Origin of the sequence: Enterococcus sp. DIV1315a, assembly GCF_051712325.1 — a bacterium.
In the GTDB taxonomy this organism is placed as follows: domain Bacteria; phylum Bacillota; class Bacilli; order Lactobacillales; family Enterococcaceae; genus Enterococcus; species Enterococcus faecalis.
Window position 1 is genome coordinate 514989 of sequence record NZ_JBIOOS010000001.1, and the last position, 17510, is coordinate 532498.

16 protein-coding genes and 1 tRNA gene are annotated in these 17510 nt (G+C 36.3%); 14 read left to right on the forward strand and 3 right to left on the reverse strand.

Annotation, left to right across the window (positions count from 1 at the left end; translation table 11 throughout):
- Positions 1 to 109: 109 nt before the first annotated feature.
- The 5 genes from rapZ (at position 110) to IGJ03_RS02535 (ending at position 4748) form a co-directional block, all read left to right on the forward strand.
- Positions 110 to 997, forward strand: a complete 888-nt coding sequence (rapZ, locus tag IGJ03_RS02515) for an RNase adapter RapZ (protein WP_002355625.1) — start codon at positions 110 to 112, stop codon at positions 995 to 997.
- Complete coding sequence (locus IGJ03_RS02520; protein WP_002355627.1) at positions 997 to 1992, forward strand: gluconeogenesis factor YvcK family protein; 996 nt, start codon at positions 997 to 999, stop codon at positions 1990 to 1992. Before rapZ ends, IGJ03_RS02520 begins: the two co-directional genes overlap by 1 nt.
- A gap of 33 nt (positions 1993 to 2025) precedes the next feature.
- Positions 2026 to 2961, forward strand: a complete 936-nt coding sequence (gene whiA / locus IGJ03_RS02525; protein WP_002358736.1) for a DNA-binding protein WhiA — start codon at positions 2026 to 2028, stop codon at positions 2959 to 2961.
- A gap of 232 nt (positions 2962 to 3193) precedes the next feature.
- On the forward strand, positions 3194 to 4117 hold the full coding sequence (locus IGJ03_RS02530; protein WP_002358737.1) for a DUF7916 family protein: 924 nt from the start codon (positions 3194 to 3196) through the stop codon (positions 4115 to 4117).
- A 112-nt stretch (positions 4118 to 4229) separates the two neighbouring features.
- Positions 4230 to 4748, forward strand: coding sequence for a DsbA family protein (locus tag IGJ03_RS02535; protein ID WP_010777424.1), 519 nt, complete (start codon positions 4230 to 4232; stop codon positions 4746 to 4748).
- 44 nt (positions 4749 to 4792) lie between these two features.
- Here IGJ03_RS02535 and clpP read toward each other — a convergent pair whose 3' ends face one another.
- Positions 4793 to 5386 (reverse strand): ATP-dependent Clp endopeptidase proteolytic subunit ClpP, encoded by a 594-nt coding sequence (gene clpP, locus IGJ03_RS02540; protein ID WP_002355633.1) that lies wholly within the window; start codon positions 5384 to 5386, stop codon positions 4793 to 4795.
- A 195-nt stretch (positions 5387 to 5581) separates the two neighbouring features.
- Between clpP and IGJ03_RS02545 the strand changes: the two genes are divergently transcribed.
- Positions 5582 to 6100 carry a hypothetical protein gene (locus tag IGJ03_RS02545; protein WP_002355635.1) on the forward strand — a complete coding sequence of 173 codons (519 nt, stop codon included), beginning with the start codon at positions 5582 to 5584 and terminating at the stop codon, positions 6098 to 6100.
- A gap of 19 nt (positions 6101 to 6119) precedes the next feature.
- On the opposite strand, the gene IGJ03_RS02550 is transcribed toward IGJ03_RS02545, so the two are convergent.
- A complete protein-coding gene (locus IGJ03_RS02550) occupies positions 6120 to 6524 on the reverse strand; it encodes a DUF1622 domain-containing protein (RefSeq protein ID WP_002386155.1) in 405 nt (134 codons plus the stop codon).
- 464 nt (positions 6525 to 6988) lie between these two features.
- Between IGJ03_RS02550 and IGJ03_RS02555 the strand changes: the two genes are divergently transcribed.
- The 6 genes from IGJ03_RS02555 to IGJ03_RS02580 all read left to right on the forward strand — a co-directional run bounded on the left by IGJ03_RS02555 (position 6989) and on the right by IGJ03_RS02580 (position 13193).
- Positions 6989 to 9424 carry an isopeptide-forming domain-containing fimbrial protein gene (locus tag IGJ03_RS02555; RefSeq protein ID WP_438711068.1) on the forward strand — a complete coding sequence of 812 codons (2436 nt, stop codon included), beginning with the start codon at positions 6989 to 6991 and terminating at the stop codon, positions 9422 to 9424.
- Between the two features lie 24 nt (positions 9425 to 9448).
- Complete coding sequence (locus IGJ03_RS02560) at positions 9449 to 9832, forward strand: bacteriocin (RefSeq protein ID WP_002368053.1); 384 nt, start codon at positions 9449 to 9451, stop codon at positions 9830 to 9832.
- A 167-nt stretch (positions 9833 to 9999) separates the two neighbouring features.
- Positions 10000 to 10509: an SA1002 family membrane protein gene (locus tag IGJ03_RS02565; RefSeq protein ID WP_002358746.1), complete on the forward strand. Its 510-nt coding sequence runs from the start codon at positions 10000 to 10002 to the stop codon at positions 10507 to 10509.
- Between the two features lie 29 nt (positions 10510 to 10538).
- Complete coding sequence (locus IGJ03_RS02570; RefSeq protein WP_429861487.1) at positions 10539 to 12326, forward strand: glycerophosphoryl diester phosphodiesterase membrane domain-containing protein; 1788 nt, start codon at positions 10539 to 10541, stop codon at positions 12324 to 12326.
- 25 nt (positions 12327 to 12351) lie between these two features.
- Positions 12352 to 12759, forward strand: a complete 408-nt coding sequence (locus IGJ03_RS02575) for an NUDIX hydrolase (RefSeq protein ID WP_002361287.1) — start codon at positions 12352 to 12354, stop codon at positions 12757 to 12759.
- A gap of 233 nt (positions 12760 to 12992) precedes the next feature.
- Positions 12993 to 13193, forward strand: a complete 201-nt coding sequence (locus IGJ03_RS02580) for a cold-shock protein (RefSeq protein ID WP_002355647.1) — start codon at positions 12993 to 12995, stop codon at positions 13191 to 13193.
- Between the two features lie 659 nt (positions 13194 to 13852).
- Here the strand turns inward: IGJ03_RS02580 and IGJ03_RS02585 are convergent.
- Positions 13853 to 13924 (reverse strand) — tRNA-Arg (locus IGJ03_RS02585).
- Positions 13925 to 13982: 58 nt separating this feature from the next.
- On the opposite strand from IGJ03_RS02585, the gene rpoN reads away from it, so the two are divergent.
- Both rpoN and IGJ03_RS02595 read left to right on the forward strand, forming a co-directional pair.
- Positions 13983 to 15314, forward strand: coding sequence for an RNA polymerase factor sigma-54 (gene rpoN, locus IGJ03_RS02590; protein WP_002366210.1), 1332 nt, complete (start codon positions 13983 to 13985; stop codon positions 15312 to 15314).
- Positions 15315 to 15514: 200 nt separating this feature from the next.
- A complete protein-coding gene (locus IGJ03_RS02595; RefSeq protein ID WP_010822575.1) occupies positions 15515 to 17392 on the forward strand; it encodes an acyltransferase family protein in 1878 nt (625 codons plus the stop codon).
- The last annotated feature ends 118 nt before the right edge of the window (positions 17393 to 17510 follow it).

Consider the following 17510-nt stretch of genomic DNA (forward strand, 5'->3'; position numbering starts at 1 on the left):
GCTGTTTTTCTATGAAAGAATAGAAATCTTTATAAGAATGATTGAAAAGCTTTCTTTGATACGCCCGGGGTGTTATAATATAGTGATGCAAGTGAAGGGAGTGTTGAATATGCCAGAAAATTTACAACTGGTTATTATTACAGGAATGAGTGGCGCTGGAAAAACAGTCGCTGTTCAAAGCTTTGAAGACATGGGCTATTTCTGTATCGACAATTTACCACCAAGCTTAATCCCAAAATTTTGGGAATTAATTAAAGAATCTGGAAAAGTTACCAAGATTGCGTTAGTGATTGATTTACGTTCACGGACCTTCTTTAGAGAAATTCAGGATATGTTAGTCGAACTTGAAAATACTAATTTTATTGATACAACGATTTTATTTTTAGATGCCACCGATGAAGAGTTGGTTTCTCGTTATAAAGAGACACGGCGTGCGCATCCAATGGCGATGGATGGTTTAGTGACAGAAGGTATTCGTAAAGAACGTGCAATGCTGGAAGAAATCAAGGCGGATGCTCAGTTGGTTATTGATACCACGGACTTGTCCCCTCGTCAATTGCGGGAACGTTTGAATAAAGAACTAGCAACGAGAGAGACACACGAATTTCGAGTGGAAATGGTGTCCTTCGGCTTTAAATATGGTTTGCCGATTGATGCAGATATCGTTATGGATGTTCGCTTTTTACCTAATCCCCATTATATTGATGAACTACGGCCATTAACTGGAATGGATCAACCTGTTTATGATTATGTGATGGGCTTCCCAGAAACAGATGAATTTTATACAAAATTTATCGATTTACTGCGAACAGTCTTACCTGGATATAAAAAAGAAGGTAAAAGTAGCGTCACCATTGCAATTGGCTGTACTGGCGGACAACATCGCTCTGTTGCATTGACAGAACGTGTTGGCGCTGAATTAAAAGAGGAAGATTACCATGTAAATATTACCCACCGCGACCGCTTAAAAAGAAAAGAAACGGTTAATCGCTCTTAATGAAAACCTATCGAATTCGTAAACCGAAGATTGTGGTTGTTGGTGGTGGAACAGGCTTGCCAGTAATTTTAAAAAGTTTAAGAAATCAAAGTGTTGATATTACTGCCGTCGTAACGGTCGCTGATGATGGCGGTAGTAGTGGCGAGCTTCGTTCCTCTATTAATAACATGACACCTCCGGGAGATTTAAGAAATGTTTTAGTGGCATTGTCAGATATGCCACAATTATATGAAGATATTTTTCAATATCGTTTTGATAAATCAGATAGTCATTTTGCCAATCATGCAATCGGTAATTTAATCATTGCTGCTGTCTCAGAAATGAGAGGAAGTACGTATGAAGCGATTCAATTGCTTTCAAAAATGATGCATGTTGATGGACGGATTTATCCATCATCAGAACGGCCATTAACGTTACATGCCGTATTTAAAGATGGCTCAGTGGCGGTGGGAGAATCAAAAATTGCACTGGATCGCAAGACAATTGACCATGTGTTTGTGACAAATACACACGGAGAAGAACAGCCAAGAGCTGCGCGCAAAGTCGTCAAAGCAATTGAAGAAGCAGACATGGTCGTGTTAGGACCAGGGAGTCTTTTTACAAGTATTTTACCTAATTTAGTTATTACAGAAATTGGTGAAGCCATCAAACAAACGGCAGCCGAAGTAGTCTATATTTGTAACATCATGACCCAAAAAGGGGAAACGGAACATTTTACGGATGCCGATCATGTTCGTGTCTTAAACGAGCATCTACAAGCGCAGTTTGTTGATACAGTGTTGGTTAACACAGAAAAAGTACCAGAAAATTATATGGATCCTGAAATTTATGATGAATATTTAGTTCAAGTAAAGCATGATTTTCAAGGATTACGTGAAGAAGGTTGCCGAGTCATTTCGACAGACTTTTTAGAATTAAGAGATGGCGGAGTTTTTCATGATGGGGAAAAAGTTGTTGAAGAACTTTTCCGTATCGTATTTGGAACGAAATATTAATTAATCAAAAGAATCAAGAGAGGAGGAGCTTAGATGTCTTTTGCCTCGGATGTCAAAAAAGAGTTGACTGGTTTAGAAGTCCATCGAGAACACGCGAAAGCAGAATTAGCAGCATTAATTCGGATGAACGGCTCACTTAGCTTAGTTAATCAACAGTTTGTCTTGAATGTACAAACGGAAAATGCTGCAATTGCTCGTCGAATGTATTCATTGCTGAAAGATCATTACCATGCACAAGCAGAATTATTAGTTCGTAAAAAAATGAAACTAAAGAAAAATAATGTTTACATTGTGCGTCTAAAACAAGATACACAAAAAATTCTAGCTGATTTGGATATTATGGATGGGGTCGTTTTTAATGGCAATGTGTCAAATGAAATCATGGGTAACGCGCAAAAAATGCGTTCCTATTTACGTGGAGCCTTCATGGCTTCTGGATCAGTTAATAATCCGGAAACAAGTCGCTATCATTTAGAAATTTTTTCAATTTATGAAGAACACAATAATGATATTTGTAAGATGTTGAATTACTATGACTTAAACGCTCGAACATTGGGACGCCGAAATGGGTATATTTGTTATTTAAAAGGTGCTGAAAAAATTGCCGACTTTTTAACATTAATTGGTGCCACGAACTCTATGTTGAAATTTGAAGATGTCCGGATTGTCCGTGATATGCGGAATTCAGTAAATCGTTTAGTAAATTGCGAAACAGCGAATTTAAATAAAACCATTGATGCGGCTTCAAAACAAATTGAAAATATTCAATTTATTGAAAGTACAGTAGGGCTGACGTCATTACCAGAGAAACTTCAGGAAATCGCAGAATTACGGTTAGAGTATCCAGAAGTTAGTCTCAAAGAACTAGGGGAAATGATTCCTTCAGGAGCTATTTCTAAGTCAGGTATTAATCATCGTATTCGAAAAATTAATGAATTTGCAGAAAAATTACGAGAAAAAAGTGCGTAACTTTTCTGCTCCAGAAGTGAAGAATAACATTTCCGTTTGAAGTGCTATCCTTCACTTTTTCTTTAAGCGTGTAAAAAAAATAAAGTGTGCAAAAAGTGTGTAGTACTGAAATGTAGTGTTTACCTGTGGTTTAAAGAAACGACGTTGGCACGAATGTTGCATGTAATAAAATGCAAGCGATTACTTATTGCTGTTTTTAACTAAAACATTAAAAACTATTGGAGGGGTCAAAATGGTTCAACGATTAATTAGTGCAAATGCATCAGAAATCAAACGGATGTCAAAAGAAGAGCTGTTTCAGAGTATTAAAGCGAGCGAAGGGCGCGTAATTTTATCGGAAAATGTGGTAGTTCATCCATCCGTAGCAGGTGATATCACTTGTGCGGAAATGTCAAAAGCATATGGCGCAGACATGATTTTATTGAATGTTTTCGATGTTAATCAACCGATTGTAGTAGCCGCTTATGAAGGGCAATATACTGCGGAAACATGTGTCCCTAATGATGAGGTTGTTCATCGTTTGAAAGAACTAGTCGGTTTACCGATTGGCATGAATGTCGAACCTGTTGATGAAAATTTAGACTTAGCTTCAACGAGAGTTTCGATTGAACCAGGTAGAAAAGCATCGGCAGCTACTTTCAAAAAAGCCAATGAACTGGGTTTGGATTTTATCTTATTGACAGGTAATCCAGGAACTGGCGTGACCAACGACTTGATTGCTAAGAACGTGGCCTTAGCCAAAAAACATTTTGACGGTATCATTATTGCCGGAAAAATGCACAGTTCAGGCGTAGATGAACCAGTGGTCAGTTTAAAATCAGCTGAACAATTTATTGAAGCGGGCGCTGATATTGTCTTAGTCCCAGCAGTCGGCACGGTTTGGGGCATCGATGATCAACAAGTCAAAGAAGTTGTGGATTTTGCACATTCAAAAGGAAAATTAGTTATGAGTGCCATTGGAACTTCACAAGAAAGTGCTCAACCTGAAGTTATCCAAGCAATCGGCATTAGAAATAAAATTTTAGGCGTAGATATTCAACATATTGGCGATGCCAATATGGGCTTAGTTGGTATTGAAAATATTAAAGAGCTTTCTGATGCGATACGTGGGAAAAGACATACTGTTGCTAGAATGGCTCGTTCGATTAATCGTTAAAAAAGTGAACAGAGGCACGAATTCAGAAAATTTGAATTCGTGTCTTATGATTTTTTTATTGAAAAACGGTATACTAAAAGAGAAATAAAGGTTTGAAAGGATGAGGTTTTTTATGGATATTTCAGTAATTGATGCAACAAAAGTTAACACAGAAACAGGGCTTCACATTGGTGAGCGAAATGCCCCTGTCAAAATGATAGAATTTATCAATGTTCGCTGTCCTTATTGCAGAAAATGGTTTGAAGAGTCTGAGGAACTGTTAGCACAATCTGTCAAAAGTGGTAAAGTTGAACGTATCATTAAGTTGTTTGATAAAGAAAAAGAAAGTTTACAACGCGGCAATGTGATGCATCACTACATTGACTATTCAGCGCCTGAACAAGCACTGTCAGCATTGCATAAAATGTTTGCTACGCAAGATGAATGGGGAAACTTAACCTTAGAAGAAGTAGCGACGTATGCTGAAAAAAATCTGGGCTTAAAAGAACAAAAAGATGCAACGCTTGTTTCCGCAGTGATTGCTGAAGCCAATGCGGCGCACATTCAATTTGTGCCAACGATCGTCATTGGTGAGCATATCTTTGACGAAAGTGTTACTGAAGAAGAATTACGAGGATACATTGAAAAATAAAAAAAATGGAAACAGCGACAGTCGCTGTTTCCATTTTTTTATTTTTAATTTAAGGCGCTACTATTTTCCATTACTTCATCGATTAAACCATATTCTTTTGCTTGTTCGGCAGTCATATAGTTATCACGATCGGTATCACGTTCAATCACTTCAATTGGTTGGCCAGTTCGTTCAGCTAAAATTGAATTTAAACGTTGACGAGTATCTAAAATGTGACGAGCAGCAATTTCAATTTCTGTTGCTTGCCCTTGAGCGCCACCAAGTGGTTGGTGAATCATGATTTCCGCATTTGGTAAAGCGAAACGTTTGCCTTTTTGACCAGCTGTTAATAAGAAGCTACCCATTGAAGCCGCCATTCCTAATACGATCGTTTGGACATCCGCTTTAACGAAATTCATGGTATCGAAAATCGCTAAGCCTGCAGAAACGCTGCCACCAGGAGAGTTAATGTACAAGTAAATGTCTTTTTCTGAATCTTGGGCATCTAAGAATAATAACTGTGCAATCACTGAGTTTGCCACATTATCATCGATAGGGCCGCTTAGCATAATGATGCGGTCTTTTAATAAACGAGAGTAAATGTCATAAGCACGTTCACCGCGAGATGATTGTTCAATAACTGTTGGAATTAAATTCATAAGTAAATCCTCCTATATAAAGAAACTTTTAAAGTCATTCTATCACAAAGCACTTTGAATGCCTATGAAAAGTATACCTCTTTGGTCAATAAAGGTCAACGAAGTCGCTTGAAAAATTTTGTGTCATTTTTTATCCGAAACTTTTGGATTATGTTATACTAAAATGGAAAATTAGAAAAGAGCGAGGGGAAAAATATGTTTGTTTTTATCGCCGGAATGGTCGGTGTAATCGTCGGTGCGCTAATAGTCACAGCAAGTGCCGCCTTACATTCATCTTACAAAGAGCGAAAAGAAGTACGTTATCGTGAACTAGAACATTTGGTTAAAGAAATTGAATCATTGAATTTATTAAATAAAAAAGTCAAAGAAATTTTACAAAAGCGTGAATTATATATAGACAGATCAATTGAATACTTATCGATGGATGATTGTTTCATCAGCATCGATGATTTTATTTATTTGGAATCATTTTCTGCTCAAAATAATTTTTACTTACCGACGTACTTAATTGAAGAATTTTTCAAAAAAATTGCGCATCGTAAAGTCATTTTGACGGCCAGCGAAGTTGCTGAAATGGGTGGGCACACCTATAAAGGCGGCCGTGTTATTTTAGAAAATTTTTCAGACGAGATTCTAGCAATTATTGAAGATAAAAAACGTAAAATGCAGCGTTTGTCTAACGAACCACTTCATTATTTTAAAGCGATTAAATAAAAAAGAACCAGCGTACCCACTAATTTTTTTGGGTATCTGGTTCTTTTTCTTGTTGTTCCATATCGGTCATAGTGTCTTCAATTTCTTTATGTAAGAAATAAGAAATAACTGTACGGATAATCACTAAGGTTGCCAATTTCAAAATATCTTGAAAAGTTGGTTTAACAATAGATTCAATAATATCAGCAGCAATTAAAATTTCTAAACTTAACAGAATGTAGCTACCAAGGAAGTTTTTGATGAACGTATTCATTTTGGTTAAGGTAAAGCGGCTTTGATTTTGTCGTTCACTTTTAATGAAATCTTTTCCTGCTAAACAAACACCCCAAACTAAAACAATAATCGAAAAAACATTCAGTCCTAAAATACATAGCTCAAAAAGTGGGGTTAAAAGCGTCATTAACTGATGGGGCCACTCATTCATCGTATTCACTCCTACCAAAAAGCCTTTTCTTTAACTATAACGAAACGGCTGACTAACGTCAAATATTGTTGAAATAAACGGGCTAAACTATTCAGCGTATAGAAAAAAACTAAGAAAATTATGAATAGCATCTAACAATTAAGTAAAAGGATTGTAAAGGTTCTTTTACTTTTTTTGTGTAAAAAAAGACTTTTAAAAGGAATCAGGTGTCAAAAAGTAAGTGAAAACCAACTTTGTCAGTGGATAGTCTTTTCATTAATTTTTAAAAGACAAATTTTACGTTTTCAAGAGCCGAATACTGCCAAGTTTTAGCCTATAAAGGTGATAGAATCAGAAATTGAGTAAGAGATGTGTCACAAAAACAAGGGGACACATCGACTTGATGAAAGATTTAAGGAGCTGTAGTTGAAGTAAAGAGAAGCAAGTGTCCCAAACACTAGCGAAAGAAAATAGGGAGGATTAAAATGTTTAAGAAAGCAACGAAATTATTATCGACAATGGTGATTGTCGCTGGAACAGTTGTGGGAAATTTCAGTCCCACATTGGCTTTAGCTGAAGGAGCGGTTAAAGCAGGAGATACAGAAGGAATGACCAATACGGTGAAAGTGAAAGACGACAGTCTGGCTGATTGTAAACGGATATTGGAAGGACAAGCTACTTTCCCAGTTCAAGCGGGTGAAACGGAACCAGTCGATTTAGTAGTTGTTGAAGATGCTAGTGGTAGTTTTTCAGATAATTTTCCACATGTAAGACAAGCGATTGATGAAGTGGTTCAAGGCTTATCTGATCAAGACCGCGTGATGCTGGCTTCATATCGCGGCGGAAAACAATTTATGTTTCCTGATGGAAAGACAAAAATTAATTCAGCTGATTATGACATGAATGTGCGCGTCAATACGCAATTGACTTATGATAAAAGCCAATTTGTCTCTGGTTTTGGAGCCGTTCGGACGTATGGTGGTACGCCAACCGCCCCAGGATTGAAACTCGCTTTAGATACGTACAATCAAACCCACGGAGATTTAACGAATCGAAAAACGTATTTCCTATTAGTGACAGATGGGGTCGCTAATACACGTTTAGATGGTTACTTGCATAAGACCAATACCAATGATTCAATCAATGAATATCCAGATCCAAGACATCCTCTTCAAGTCTCAGTGGAATATAGTAATGACTACCAAGGTGCAGCAGCAGAAGTTTTAGCGTTAAACCAAGAAATTACTAACCAAGGCTATGAAATGATTAATGCGTATTGGGAAAGTGTTGAATCTTTAAGTTCAGTAAATTCATACTTTGATAAATATAAAACAGAAGTGGGTCCTTTTGTAAAACAAGAGTTGCAACAAGGGTCTAGCACACCAGAAGATTTTATTACAAGCCAATCTATTGATGATTTTACAACCCAATTAAAACAAATTGTTAAAGATCGTCTGGCACAATCGGCACCAGCGACAGCTTCATTAACGATTGCCAATCAATTTGAGATTCAATCGGCAACCGCTACGGACGATGCTGGAAATGATGTGCCTGTTCAAATTAACGGACAAACCATTTCAGCAACTAGTACAGAAGGTTACGTAGGAAACATCACGATTCACTACGAAGTCAAAGAAAATACAGCGATTGATGCAGCAACCCTTGTAAGTAGTGGGACAATGAATCAAGGAACAATTGCTAAGGAATTTCCAGAAGCGATGATTCCTAAAAATGACAATGCGCATGCGTGTGACGTGACGCCAGAAGATCCAACGATTACAAAAGATATCGAAAATCAAGAACACTTAGATTTAACCAATCGTGAAGATAGTTTCGATTGGCATGTCAAAACAGCCTTTGGCAACGAAACCAGTACTTGGACCCAAGCCAGCATGGTGGATGACATTAATAAAGTGCTAGATATCATTGATGTGAAAGTCACCGACGAAAATGGTAAAGATGTTACAGCTAACGGCACAGTAACACAAGAAAATAACAAAGTAACTTTTGAAATGAATAAAAAAGACGATAGTTATGCCTATTTGAGTGGTCACACATATACAATGACTATCACCACTAAAATTAAAGCTGACGCAACGGACGAAGAATTAGCGCCTTATATTGAACAAGGCGGGATTCCCAACCAAGCGGACTTAAACTTTGGCAACGAAGGGGACGTGTTGCATTCCAACAAACCAACTGTAACACCGCCTGCACCAACGCCAGAAGATCCAACGATTACAAAAGATATCGAAAATCAAGAGCACTTAGATTTAACCAATCGTGAAGATAGTTTCGATTGGCATGTCAAAACAGCCTTTGGTAACGAAACAAGCACTTGGACCCAAGCCAGCATGGTAGATGACATTAATAAAGTGTTAGACATCACTGATGTAAAAATCACAGATGAAAATGGCAAAGATGTTACAGCTAATGGCACAGTAACACAAGAAAATAACAAAGTAACTTTTGAAATGAATAAAAAAGATGACAGCTATGACTATTTGAGTGGTCATACGTACACAATGACTATTACAACTAAAATTAAAGACGGCGCAACCGATGAAGAATTAGCGCCTTATATTGAACAAGGCGGGATTCCCAACCAAGCCGACTTAAACTTTGGCAATGAAGGTGACGTGTTACATTCCAACAAACCAACAGTGACACCGCCTGCACCAACACCAGAAGATCCAAAAAAACCTGAACCTAAACAACCGCTAAAACCGAAGAAACCGTTGACGCCTACAAATCATCAAGCGCCAACGAACCCAGTCAATTTTGGAAAATCAGCAAGTAAAGGAATTCATTTACCAATGACTAATACAACAGTAAATCCACTTTACATGATCGCAGGTTTAATTGTCCTTATAGTGGCTATTAGCTTTGGCATAACAAAAAATAAAAAAAGAAAAAATTAGACAAACTAAAAAGGAAGAAAAAACATGAATAAAAAAATTTCGTTCAGTCTGTTAATTTTGTTACTTAGTTTGTTGGTAGGTTTTACATTTATTCCGCATAAAAAGGAACTAAGTTTTAATGAGTATCAAGAAAAAAAACACTCTGGCGAAACATTTTATGTTGTTTTAAAAAAGAAAAACTGTTCAGATTGTCAGAATTTCGAGAAACTATTACAAGCACCTAAACAGGTTTACTATGTAGAATTAACCAACAAAGAGACCATGAAGGAATGGTCAACATTTATCCGAGAAAATAAAGTTTTACATGTGCCATCTATGTTTAAAATAGATAACGGCCATCTCAAGAAAATTGATGGAGAAGGAGATGCGAATCAATTATTCGCAAACTATCAAAAAATAACGAAGTAAAAAGAATAAAAAGACAAGGCAAGTTTCCTTTATTAGGAAATTTGTCTTTTTTATAGTGTTAGCCGTTTATTAAATAACATGTGAAATGTTTTATAAATACATTTTAGTTTGATAAAATAAACGCGAACATATGAATTTGTTTTCATTTGTTTTGGGAGGAGGAACGAATGATTGAATTGATTTTACTTTTGTCGGTGATTCTTTTAGGTTTATTGATTGGAAATAAAAGAGTTGATAAGTGGCTTTTTCTTAAGGCATTACTTTTGTTTTCTGTTATGCTAAGTGTGAGCATCTTAATTTCGGTAGCTATGTATTTATTATTAACAATAGGCGTTGCAAACGTAATAGGGCAGCGGTTAGAGTCGTTATTTCTTTTAGGGATAGTCGTTATCATCAGTACGAGTCTTTTGTTATATTTTTTATTGAATTTAACGACGAAAAAAATTGTTTTACCTATCGCTTTAATGAAAATAATTGAATATTATATTCAATGGGTATTGATTTATGTTACTATTTATCAAGTGATTTTTGATCAGTTTATTGTTTCTTCAGAAGTAAAAAATACGTTACAAGGAACTATTGATGAGCCAGTCGCAATCATTATTGTTATTTTGCCATCATTTATTTCAATTTGGATTGCCGTTGTTTTATTTAGGATTCGTATGGAAGAACTTTAATCAGATACTTTTAGAATGGAGGAGTTTGTATGTCTGCTTGGCAAACATTTAAAAATGGAACAAGGCAATTTTTTAAAGACATCTTGCAGTATTTATGGTTATTTTTTACTTTAAATGTCTTATTATTATTGGTGGGTGGGGCTTTTAGTTGGGCTACTTCCAACGCACTAAAAACTCAAGGTATTCCTTATCTTTCGTTTAATAACCTGAATTTATTGTTAGAAAAGCCGCTTGCTCTGGTGTTATTAATTCTCTTGTTGTTACTTTTTTTAGGTGCAGTTTTTTATCAGTTTACCTTTTTATTATTAGGGATTTTTCAAATACGGCAAGACCATCGCTTTCATTTTAAAGGAGTTACCAAGGCATCTTTTAAGGTTCTTAAAAAGCAAGGTGCCCGTTCGTGGTTATTCTTTTTCGGTTATTTTGTTGTCATTGTCCCTTTTGGTAACCTGATTTTCCAAAGTAATCTATTGACGAAATTTGTGATTCCAGATTTTATTGTTGAATTTTTGTCCCAACGAATTCCTTACTTGGTGGGGTTACTGGCCTTTGGGTTATTAGTCTGGTATTTAGCTATTCGTTTCATTTACACGCTTCCATTAATGATTCTGGAGAGAAAAAAAGCGGGCGAGGCAGTTAAGGCTAGTTGGTCAATGACAAACAAACGATTATGGTTCATTATTCGTAATATTGCATTTGTGACGATCGCGGTATTTGTTTCAATGTATGTTATTTATGTGTTACTTTATCTTCTACAGTTGAAGTTAGATACCTTGAGCGATACCATTAGCTTGCTAGGTGGGATTTTAAATTTAACCGTTGTCCAATTTTTACAGTTTGTCTCTAATGCTTGGCTTTCAGTATTACTGATTAATTTCTTATATACACAATTAAATGTTCAAGCAGAAACGACGACAAAAGTTGCCTTTGACAAAGAAACGAAACGTAATAAATTAGTGACTATCGGGATGGGCCTAGGACTATTCACCATTTTTGGCGGCTATATAATTTTCAACGCTGTTTACTTAACAGGGCTATTAGAATCAAAACCTTTGATTATTTCGCATCGAGGGGTCACCAATAGTAATGGCGTACAAAATACCATTCCTGCTATGGAAAGAACCATTAAATTTAAACCAGATTATATTGAAATTGATGTTCAAGAAACCAAAGACCATCAATTTGTTGTGATGCATGATGCAAACCTTCAAGAACTCGCCGGCGTTGATGGCACGCCGCAAGAATTTACGTTGGCTGAATTAACAAAAATGACCGTTAAAGAAAATGGCCAAGAAGCACCAATTGCCAGTTTTGATGATTATTTAGCGAAAGCAAACCAAGCCAAACAAAAATTACTAGTAGAAATTAAAACGTCTAAACAAGATAGTCAAGGTGCGCTTTCTAACTTTATTGAAAAATATGAACGTCCTCTGATAAAGAATAACCATCAGGTTCAATCTCTCGACTACAATGTGATCAAAGCGTTTAAAAAAGCCAAATCAAAAGTAAAAGTTAGTTTTATTTTGCCCTATAATTTCACTTTTCCAGAAACACAAGCTGATTTGTATACAATGGAAGCTACTACGTTGAATGATACCTTCATTTTAAAAGCTGACCAACAGAAAAAAGCAGTTTATGCTTGGACAGTTAATGACTCAGAGGTATTGAGTAAAATGCTCTTTATGGACGTTGCTGGAGTGATTACCGATGATTTGGAGTTAGTCAATGAAGAAGTCAATGACTTTGAAAAAAATCCGTCGTATGCGGATCGTATTTTGCATTATATTTTTATGCTACCAAGTGTGGCTTCTCAATAAAAAATGAAGAAGAGGGTTAAACGAAATGAAAAAAGAATTTTCGCGAGTACTTCTTAAAAATCAATCTGATGAAATTCTTATTTTAAAAGATCGGCCAGACACATGGAATTTCCCTGGCGGAAAACAAGAACTTGGTGAATCAGCGCTGGAATGTGCGATTCGTGAAATGAAAGAAGAATTAGCAGTGGAAATTACTGAACTTGAAGAAATTTTTACTGGACCACTTGTTTTTGATTCAATCGTTTGGCAAGGACATTTTTATTTTGCCAAACAAGCCCAAGGAAAAGTGACCCTGAACGAACCAAATAAAATTAAAGGCGTACAATTTATTAAGCGGTTTGAGGAAGTAAATTTTTCACCAGGATTAGCTCCGCTATTTGATTATTTGGCGCGTAGTGATTATTTAAAGTTAAACAAAACTAACTGGAAATAGAGAGAATAGGAGTGTTTTTTGCTAGGGCTTTGTCAAGCGCATCTTTGATTATTTTAGAAAGTCCAAGGAAGAGTCGTGGGCATTGTTTATTCCTAATAAATGTGTTATAGTAATTAAGTAATCAATTTTGATAAGTAATTTGAGTTATATATTTAAAAACTATACTTCTCCTTTTGCCACTCAACATTTTTTGCAATAACTTGCATATTTTTATGCACTAGGAGGAAATATATATGAACAACGGTACAGTAAAATGGTTTAACGCAGACAAAGGTTTTGGATTTATTACAGGTGAAGATGGTAATGATGTATTTGCACATTTTTCAGCTATTCAATCAGATGGATTTAAAACTTTAGACGAAGGCCAAGCAGTAACTTTTGATACTGAAGAAGGTCCACGCGGCTTACAAGCAACGAACATCGTAAAAGCTTAATAATGAATGAAAACGGACCACGTGTTGGTCCGTTTTTTTTTTGATAGCTGTTGTCTGATCTCGCCATTAATTATATAGCAGAACAAAGCAGATGCCATTTAAAGGAGGAAAATCTGAAGATGACCTTAACTGAGCTGTTACTTGTAAGTGGGTTATTTTGGCTAGTAATCATAATTGGTGTGATTGCGGGTAGCATATTTCTAATTAAGTATTTTAGAGGACGGAGCTGAACGGTTCTGTTCCCGCCAATTATCAGGTTTTAAGCCTGGGACAAAAATCCAAAGTGATTTTTGCCCCAGGTTCTTTATTTAATTAGGGTATTAAGTTTTAGGTAAAATAATTAACAAATTAAAAGCAATTTACTATATAATCAGAAAGGGATCTTTAAGAGAGAAGCAGGTGTTTGCTTGTCGTAATACTTTGTTTAGCAGATAGAAAAAGGAAACGTTATGCGTTACAATAGGAACGGAGGAGTTTTAACCTTATTGGATTTGTAGCTGAAGCAGAACAAATGTTGTCGCGTTAAGTGCGATTGAGCTTGCCACAAGCAACATTTAAAAAAACTACGGATAGAAAAATCATTCCTAAACAAGAAAAAAACACTCTTTAGATGAATAAAGAGTGTCCAGAAACGTTGATAAATCAACATATTTAAATAACGCGCCCTGAGGGAATCGAACCCCCGTCTCAAGAACCGGAATCTTACGTGATATCCACTACACTAAGGGCGCGGCACGAATACTAGTTTAGCTGATATTGACAAAAATTACAAGAGGGAGGACGAAAATAATGAAATTTGAGCAACGAATGTCCCAACAACAAAAACAAGTCCAGAAGTTGGCCATGACTCAACAGCTTCAACAATCCATTCAAATTTTACAATTTAATACGGAAGAACTCGCTGCCTTTGTTGAAGCGAAAGCACTAGAGAATCCATTAATTGATTTACAAGTAGACACGCAGTACACCACAGATTTTCCGATCACTAGTCGTTCTTACACCAACCAAGACGAAGAAAATAATTATATGAATCAAATTCCAGACTATCATTTATCATTATTTGAGTCTTTAATTGATCAAATTCATTTGAATTACCGCGATACATACTTGCGAACATTAGTTTTGTTTTTAGTAGAATATATAGACGTGAATGGTTATTTAACGATTTCGTTAGAAGAAGCGGCAGAGAAAACCGAAGCAAGCGCCATTCAAATGCTAGATGCATTAACTTTGTTACAACAGCTAGATCCAGCAGGTGTGGGGGCACGCAATTTACAAGAATGTTTGATGCTACAAACAGAACGAGACGATACCGCGCCTAATTTAGCGTATATTTTATTGGAGGAAGAGTTTGATGCCTTAGTGAGTCGTAAATGGGGCCCGTTAGCTAAAAAATTCGGGATTGAATTAGCAGAAATTCAATTGATCTTTGATTATATACAAACGTTATCGCCAGCGCCAGGGAATATTTTTGATGCGACCGAGGAATTGTATATTCGACCAGATTTAACTGTCCGAATCAAGGAAGATCGAATAGTGGTGATTTCCAACAAAGCCGGTCGACCGACATTAAATTTTCAAGAAAATTATTTCAAACGAATGCAAGAGACTGACGACAAAGAAGTCCAAGAATATATTAAGGATAAGAAAAACGAATTTGAATGGTTAGAGCGCGCAGTGAATCAGCGGGGGGATACAATTTTACGTGTAGGGCAAGAAATTGTGCGCCGCCAAGAAGCCTTCTTTTTAGAAGCAGATCGGCCATTAAAACCAATGACTTTAAAAGAAATTGCGGATGCTTTGTCTATTCATGAATCGACAGTTAGTCGTGCGGTCAATGGAAAATATCTAGAAACCACGTTTGGCGTCTTTGAATTGCGCTCATTCTTCTCCACAAGTATTCTTTCATCAGAAGAAGATGGCGAGGATGTCTCAACAACGATGGTTAAAAAGCAACTACAAAAATTAATTGATGAAGAAGTAAAAAGTAAACCGTTATCTGATCAAAAATTAGTCGAGCGATTAAAAGATTCAGGCATGGAAATATCCCGGCGAACGGTGGCAAAGTATCGTGAAGCCTTAGGGATTCCATCTTCATCTAAACGAAAACGATATGAGTAAACAACCAAAGCTTATGAGTGATTTTCATAAGCTTTGGTTGTTTTTTTGCGTTTTAAAAAATGTTGGTTTTTTGAATTGTAAAAAAAGCCTAAAGGAGGCAAAGTTTGCTTGCCATTTCCTAGGAAAAAACGTATATTAAAGTTACTTGCTTCTTTAAATAAAGGAAAAGAATAATTTTATAGAAAAGTTGGAAAGCACAAATGAATCAGACAGCAAATAGCAAGAAAAAACGCTATATTACAGGTTTTGATGGCATTCGGACGATCGCTGTAATTGGCGTGATTTTGTATCACCTTTTTCCCCAAGTCATGCGAGGTGGCTACTTAGGTGTTCCGATTTTCTTTGTTGTTTCAGGTTATCTTATTAACGACTTGTTGCGGCAAGAATGGGCAGAAAATCAGACCATTGATTTAAAAGGATTTTATGTGCGAAGGATGAAACGGCTGTATCCAGCATTAATTGTGATGCTTTTAAGTGCAGTTAGTTATATTACACTCTTTCAGCAGGATTTATTAAACAATATTCGCAGCGTTGTCGCTAGTAGTGTTTTTTATTACAACAACTGGTGGCAAATTTTTAAAGGGTTTTCTTATTTTGATGGATTTGCGACACAATCGCCATTTGTACATATTTGGTCATTGGCAGTTGAAGCGCAAAATTATTTAATTTGGCCATTACTTTTTATTCTTCTGGAACGCTTTGTTCGTAAGCGCGGTCGAATTTTCAGTTTAGTTTTAATCGGCGCCTTAATTTCGGTGACGCTGATGGCCGTTTTATATGTTCCTGGCGCAGATCCTACACGTGTCTATTATGGAACAGACACACGTGTTTTTTCTATTTTACTAGGTAGTGCATTGGCGTATGTTTGGCCAAGCACACGTTTGAAAGAAGAAATTCCAGAAGCCTCTAAAAAAATCTTAAATGGCGCTGGTTTAAGTGCCTTAATTCTTTTAGTATTAGCCTTTTTAACATTATCAGATCATACAAATTTTGTTTATTACGGCGGCATGTTTTTAATTAGTTTGGCAGCCACTGTCTTAGTGGCTGTCACTGCACATCCAGGGGCAGATATGAATCGTTGGTTAACGAATCCAGTCTTTACGTGGATAGGTAAACGGAGTTATGGCATTTACTTGTATCAATTCCCAATCATGATTTTTTATGAGGCCAAAATTAAGACCTTATCGGACCATGTTTTTCTACATTCATTGGTTGAAATAGCATTAATTTTAGTAGTGAGCGAATTGTCATATCGTTTTATCGAACATCCACTGACACGATTGTCTTATAAGGATGTCTGGACTCAATTCACTGAGTTTTTACGGAAACCGTGGGACCTTCGTGAAAAAGGGACAATGGCCTTTATGACAGTGATTAGCGTGATTGCAGTATTCGGTTTAATTGTGGCTCCAGCAAACGCTAAAAGTGCGCAACAAGAGCAACTAGAAAAAAATATTGCGAAAAATCAGCAAAAAATTGAAGAACGTAAAAAAGAAGTCCAAGAAAGTGGCACGAAAAATAGTAGCACGTCCACAGAAAGTAGTACAAAACCGAGTGAAAGCCAAGATGTTCTACCCACACAACTCACACCAGAGCAAGTAAAAAAAGCGCAGAATTTAGAAATCACAACTATTGGTGATTCTGTTATTCTAGATGGTGCTAGCGGGTTACAAGATATTTTTCCTAAAATGATTATCGATGGGGAAGTGGGCCGTCAATTGTATAGTAGCATTTCACTAATTGGTGAACTAGACAAAAAGAAAATGCTCAAAGATACTGTTTTAGTGAGTTTAGGTACGAATGGTCCTTTTACAGAGGCACAATTTGATGAATTTATGAAAGCGTTAGGTAATCGAAAAGTTTATTGGATTAATGTTCGCGTCCCAACTAGAAGATGGCAAAATCAAGTGAATAGTTTACTTAGTCAAATGGACAAAAAATACGATAACTTAACGGTCATTGACTGGTTTAATTATAGTAACGCCCATGATGATTGGTTTTATGATGACCGAGTTCATCCAAATGTGGCAGGTGGCGAGCAATACACACACTTTATCGCGGAGAAAATTTTACAGTAGCAAGAAACTTCCAGCTCAGATGAAAGGGGCTGGAAGTTTTTTGTTATAGGAAAAGCAAATATAGGTAATTTAATGATTTTCTTGAAAACCTAAGCTTTTTTTTTAGATATCTGGTATA

What these genes read in the sequence shown, in the direction of transcription:
- rapZ (WP_002355625.1), top strand. Translation starts at nt 110, where the DNA reads ATGCCAGAAAATTTACAACTGGTTATTATTACAGGAATGAGTGGCGCT.
- IGJ03_RS02520 (WP_002355627.1), top strand. Translation starts at nt 997, where the DNA reads ATGAAAACCTATCGAATTCGTAAACCGAAGATTGTGGTTGTTGGTGGT.
- whiA (WP_002358736.1), top strand. Translation starts at nt 2,026, where the DNA reads ATGTCTTTTGCCTCGGATGTCAAAAAAGAGTTGACTGGTTTAGAAGTC.
- IGJ03_RS02530 (WP_002358737.1), top strand. Translation starts at nt 3,194, where the DNA reads ATGGTTCAACGATTAATTAGTGCAAATGCATCAGAAATCAAACGGATG.
- IGJ03_RS02535 (WP_010777424.1), top strand. Translation starts at nt 4,230, where the DNA reads ATGGATATTTCAGTAATTGATGCAACAAAAGTTAACACAGAAACAGGG.
- clpP (WP_002355633.1), bottom strand. Translation starts at nt 5,386, where the DNA reads ATGAATTTAATTCCAACAGTTATTGAACAATCATCTCGCGGTGAACGT.
- IGJ03_RS02545 (WP_002355635.1), top strand. Translation starts at nt 5,582, where the DNA reads ATGTTTGTTTTTATCGCCGGAATGGTCGGTGTAATCGTCGGTGCGCTA.
- IGJ03_RS02550 (WP_002386155.1), bottom strand. Translation starts at nt 6,524, where the DNA reads ATGAATGAGTGGCCCCATCAGTTAATGACGCTTTTAACCCCACTTTTT.
- IGJ03_RS02555 (WP_438711068.1), top strand. Translation starts at nt 6,989, where the DNA reads ATGTTTAAGAAAGCAACGAAATTATTATCGACAATGGTGATTGTCGCT.
- IGJ03_RS02560 (WP_002368053.1), top strand. Translation starts at nt 9,449, where the DNA reads ATGAATAAAAAAATTTCGTTCAGTCTGTTAATTTTGTTACTTAGTTTG.
- IGJ03_RS02565 (WP_002358746.1), top strand. Translation starts at nt 10,000, where the DNA reads ATGATTGAATTGATTTTACTTTTGTCGGTGATTCTTTTAGGTTTATTG.
- IGJ03_RS02570 (WP_429861487.1), top strand. Translation starts at nt 10,539, where the DNA reads ATGTCTGCTTGGCAAACATTTAAAAATGGAACAAGGCAATTTTTTAAA.
- IGJ03_RS02575 (WP_002361287.1), top strand. Translation starts at nt 12,352, where the DNA reads ATGAAAAAAGAATTTTCGCGAGTACTTCTTAAAAATCAATCTGATGAA.
- IGJ03_RS02580 (WP_002355647.1), top strand. Translation starts at nt 12,993, where the DNA reads ATGAACAACGGTACAGTAAAATGGTTTAACGCAGACAAAGGTTTTGGA.
- rpoN (WP_002366210.1), top strand. Translation starts at nt 13,983, where the DNA reads ATGAAATTTGAGCAACGAATGTCCCAACAACAAAAACAAGTCCAGAAG.
- IGJ03_RS02595 (WP_010822575.1), top strand. Translation starts at nt 15,515, where the DNA reads ATGAATCAGACAGCAAATAGCAAGAAAAAACGCTATATTACAGGTTTT.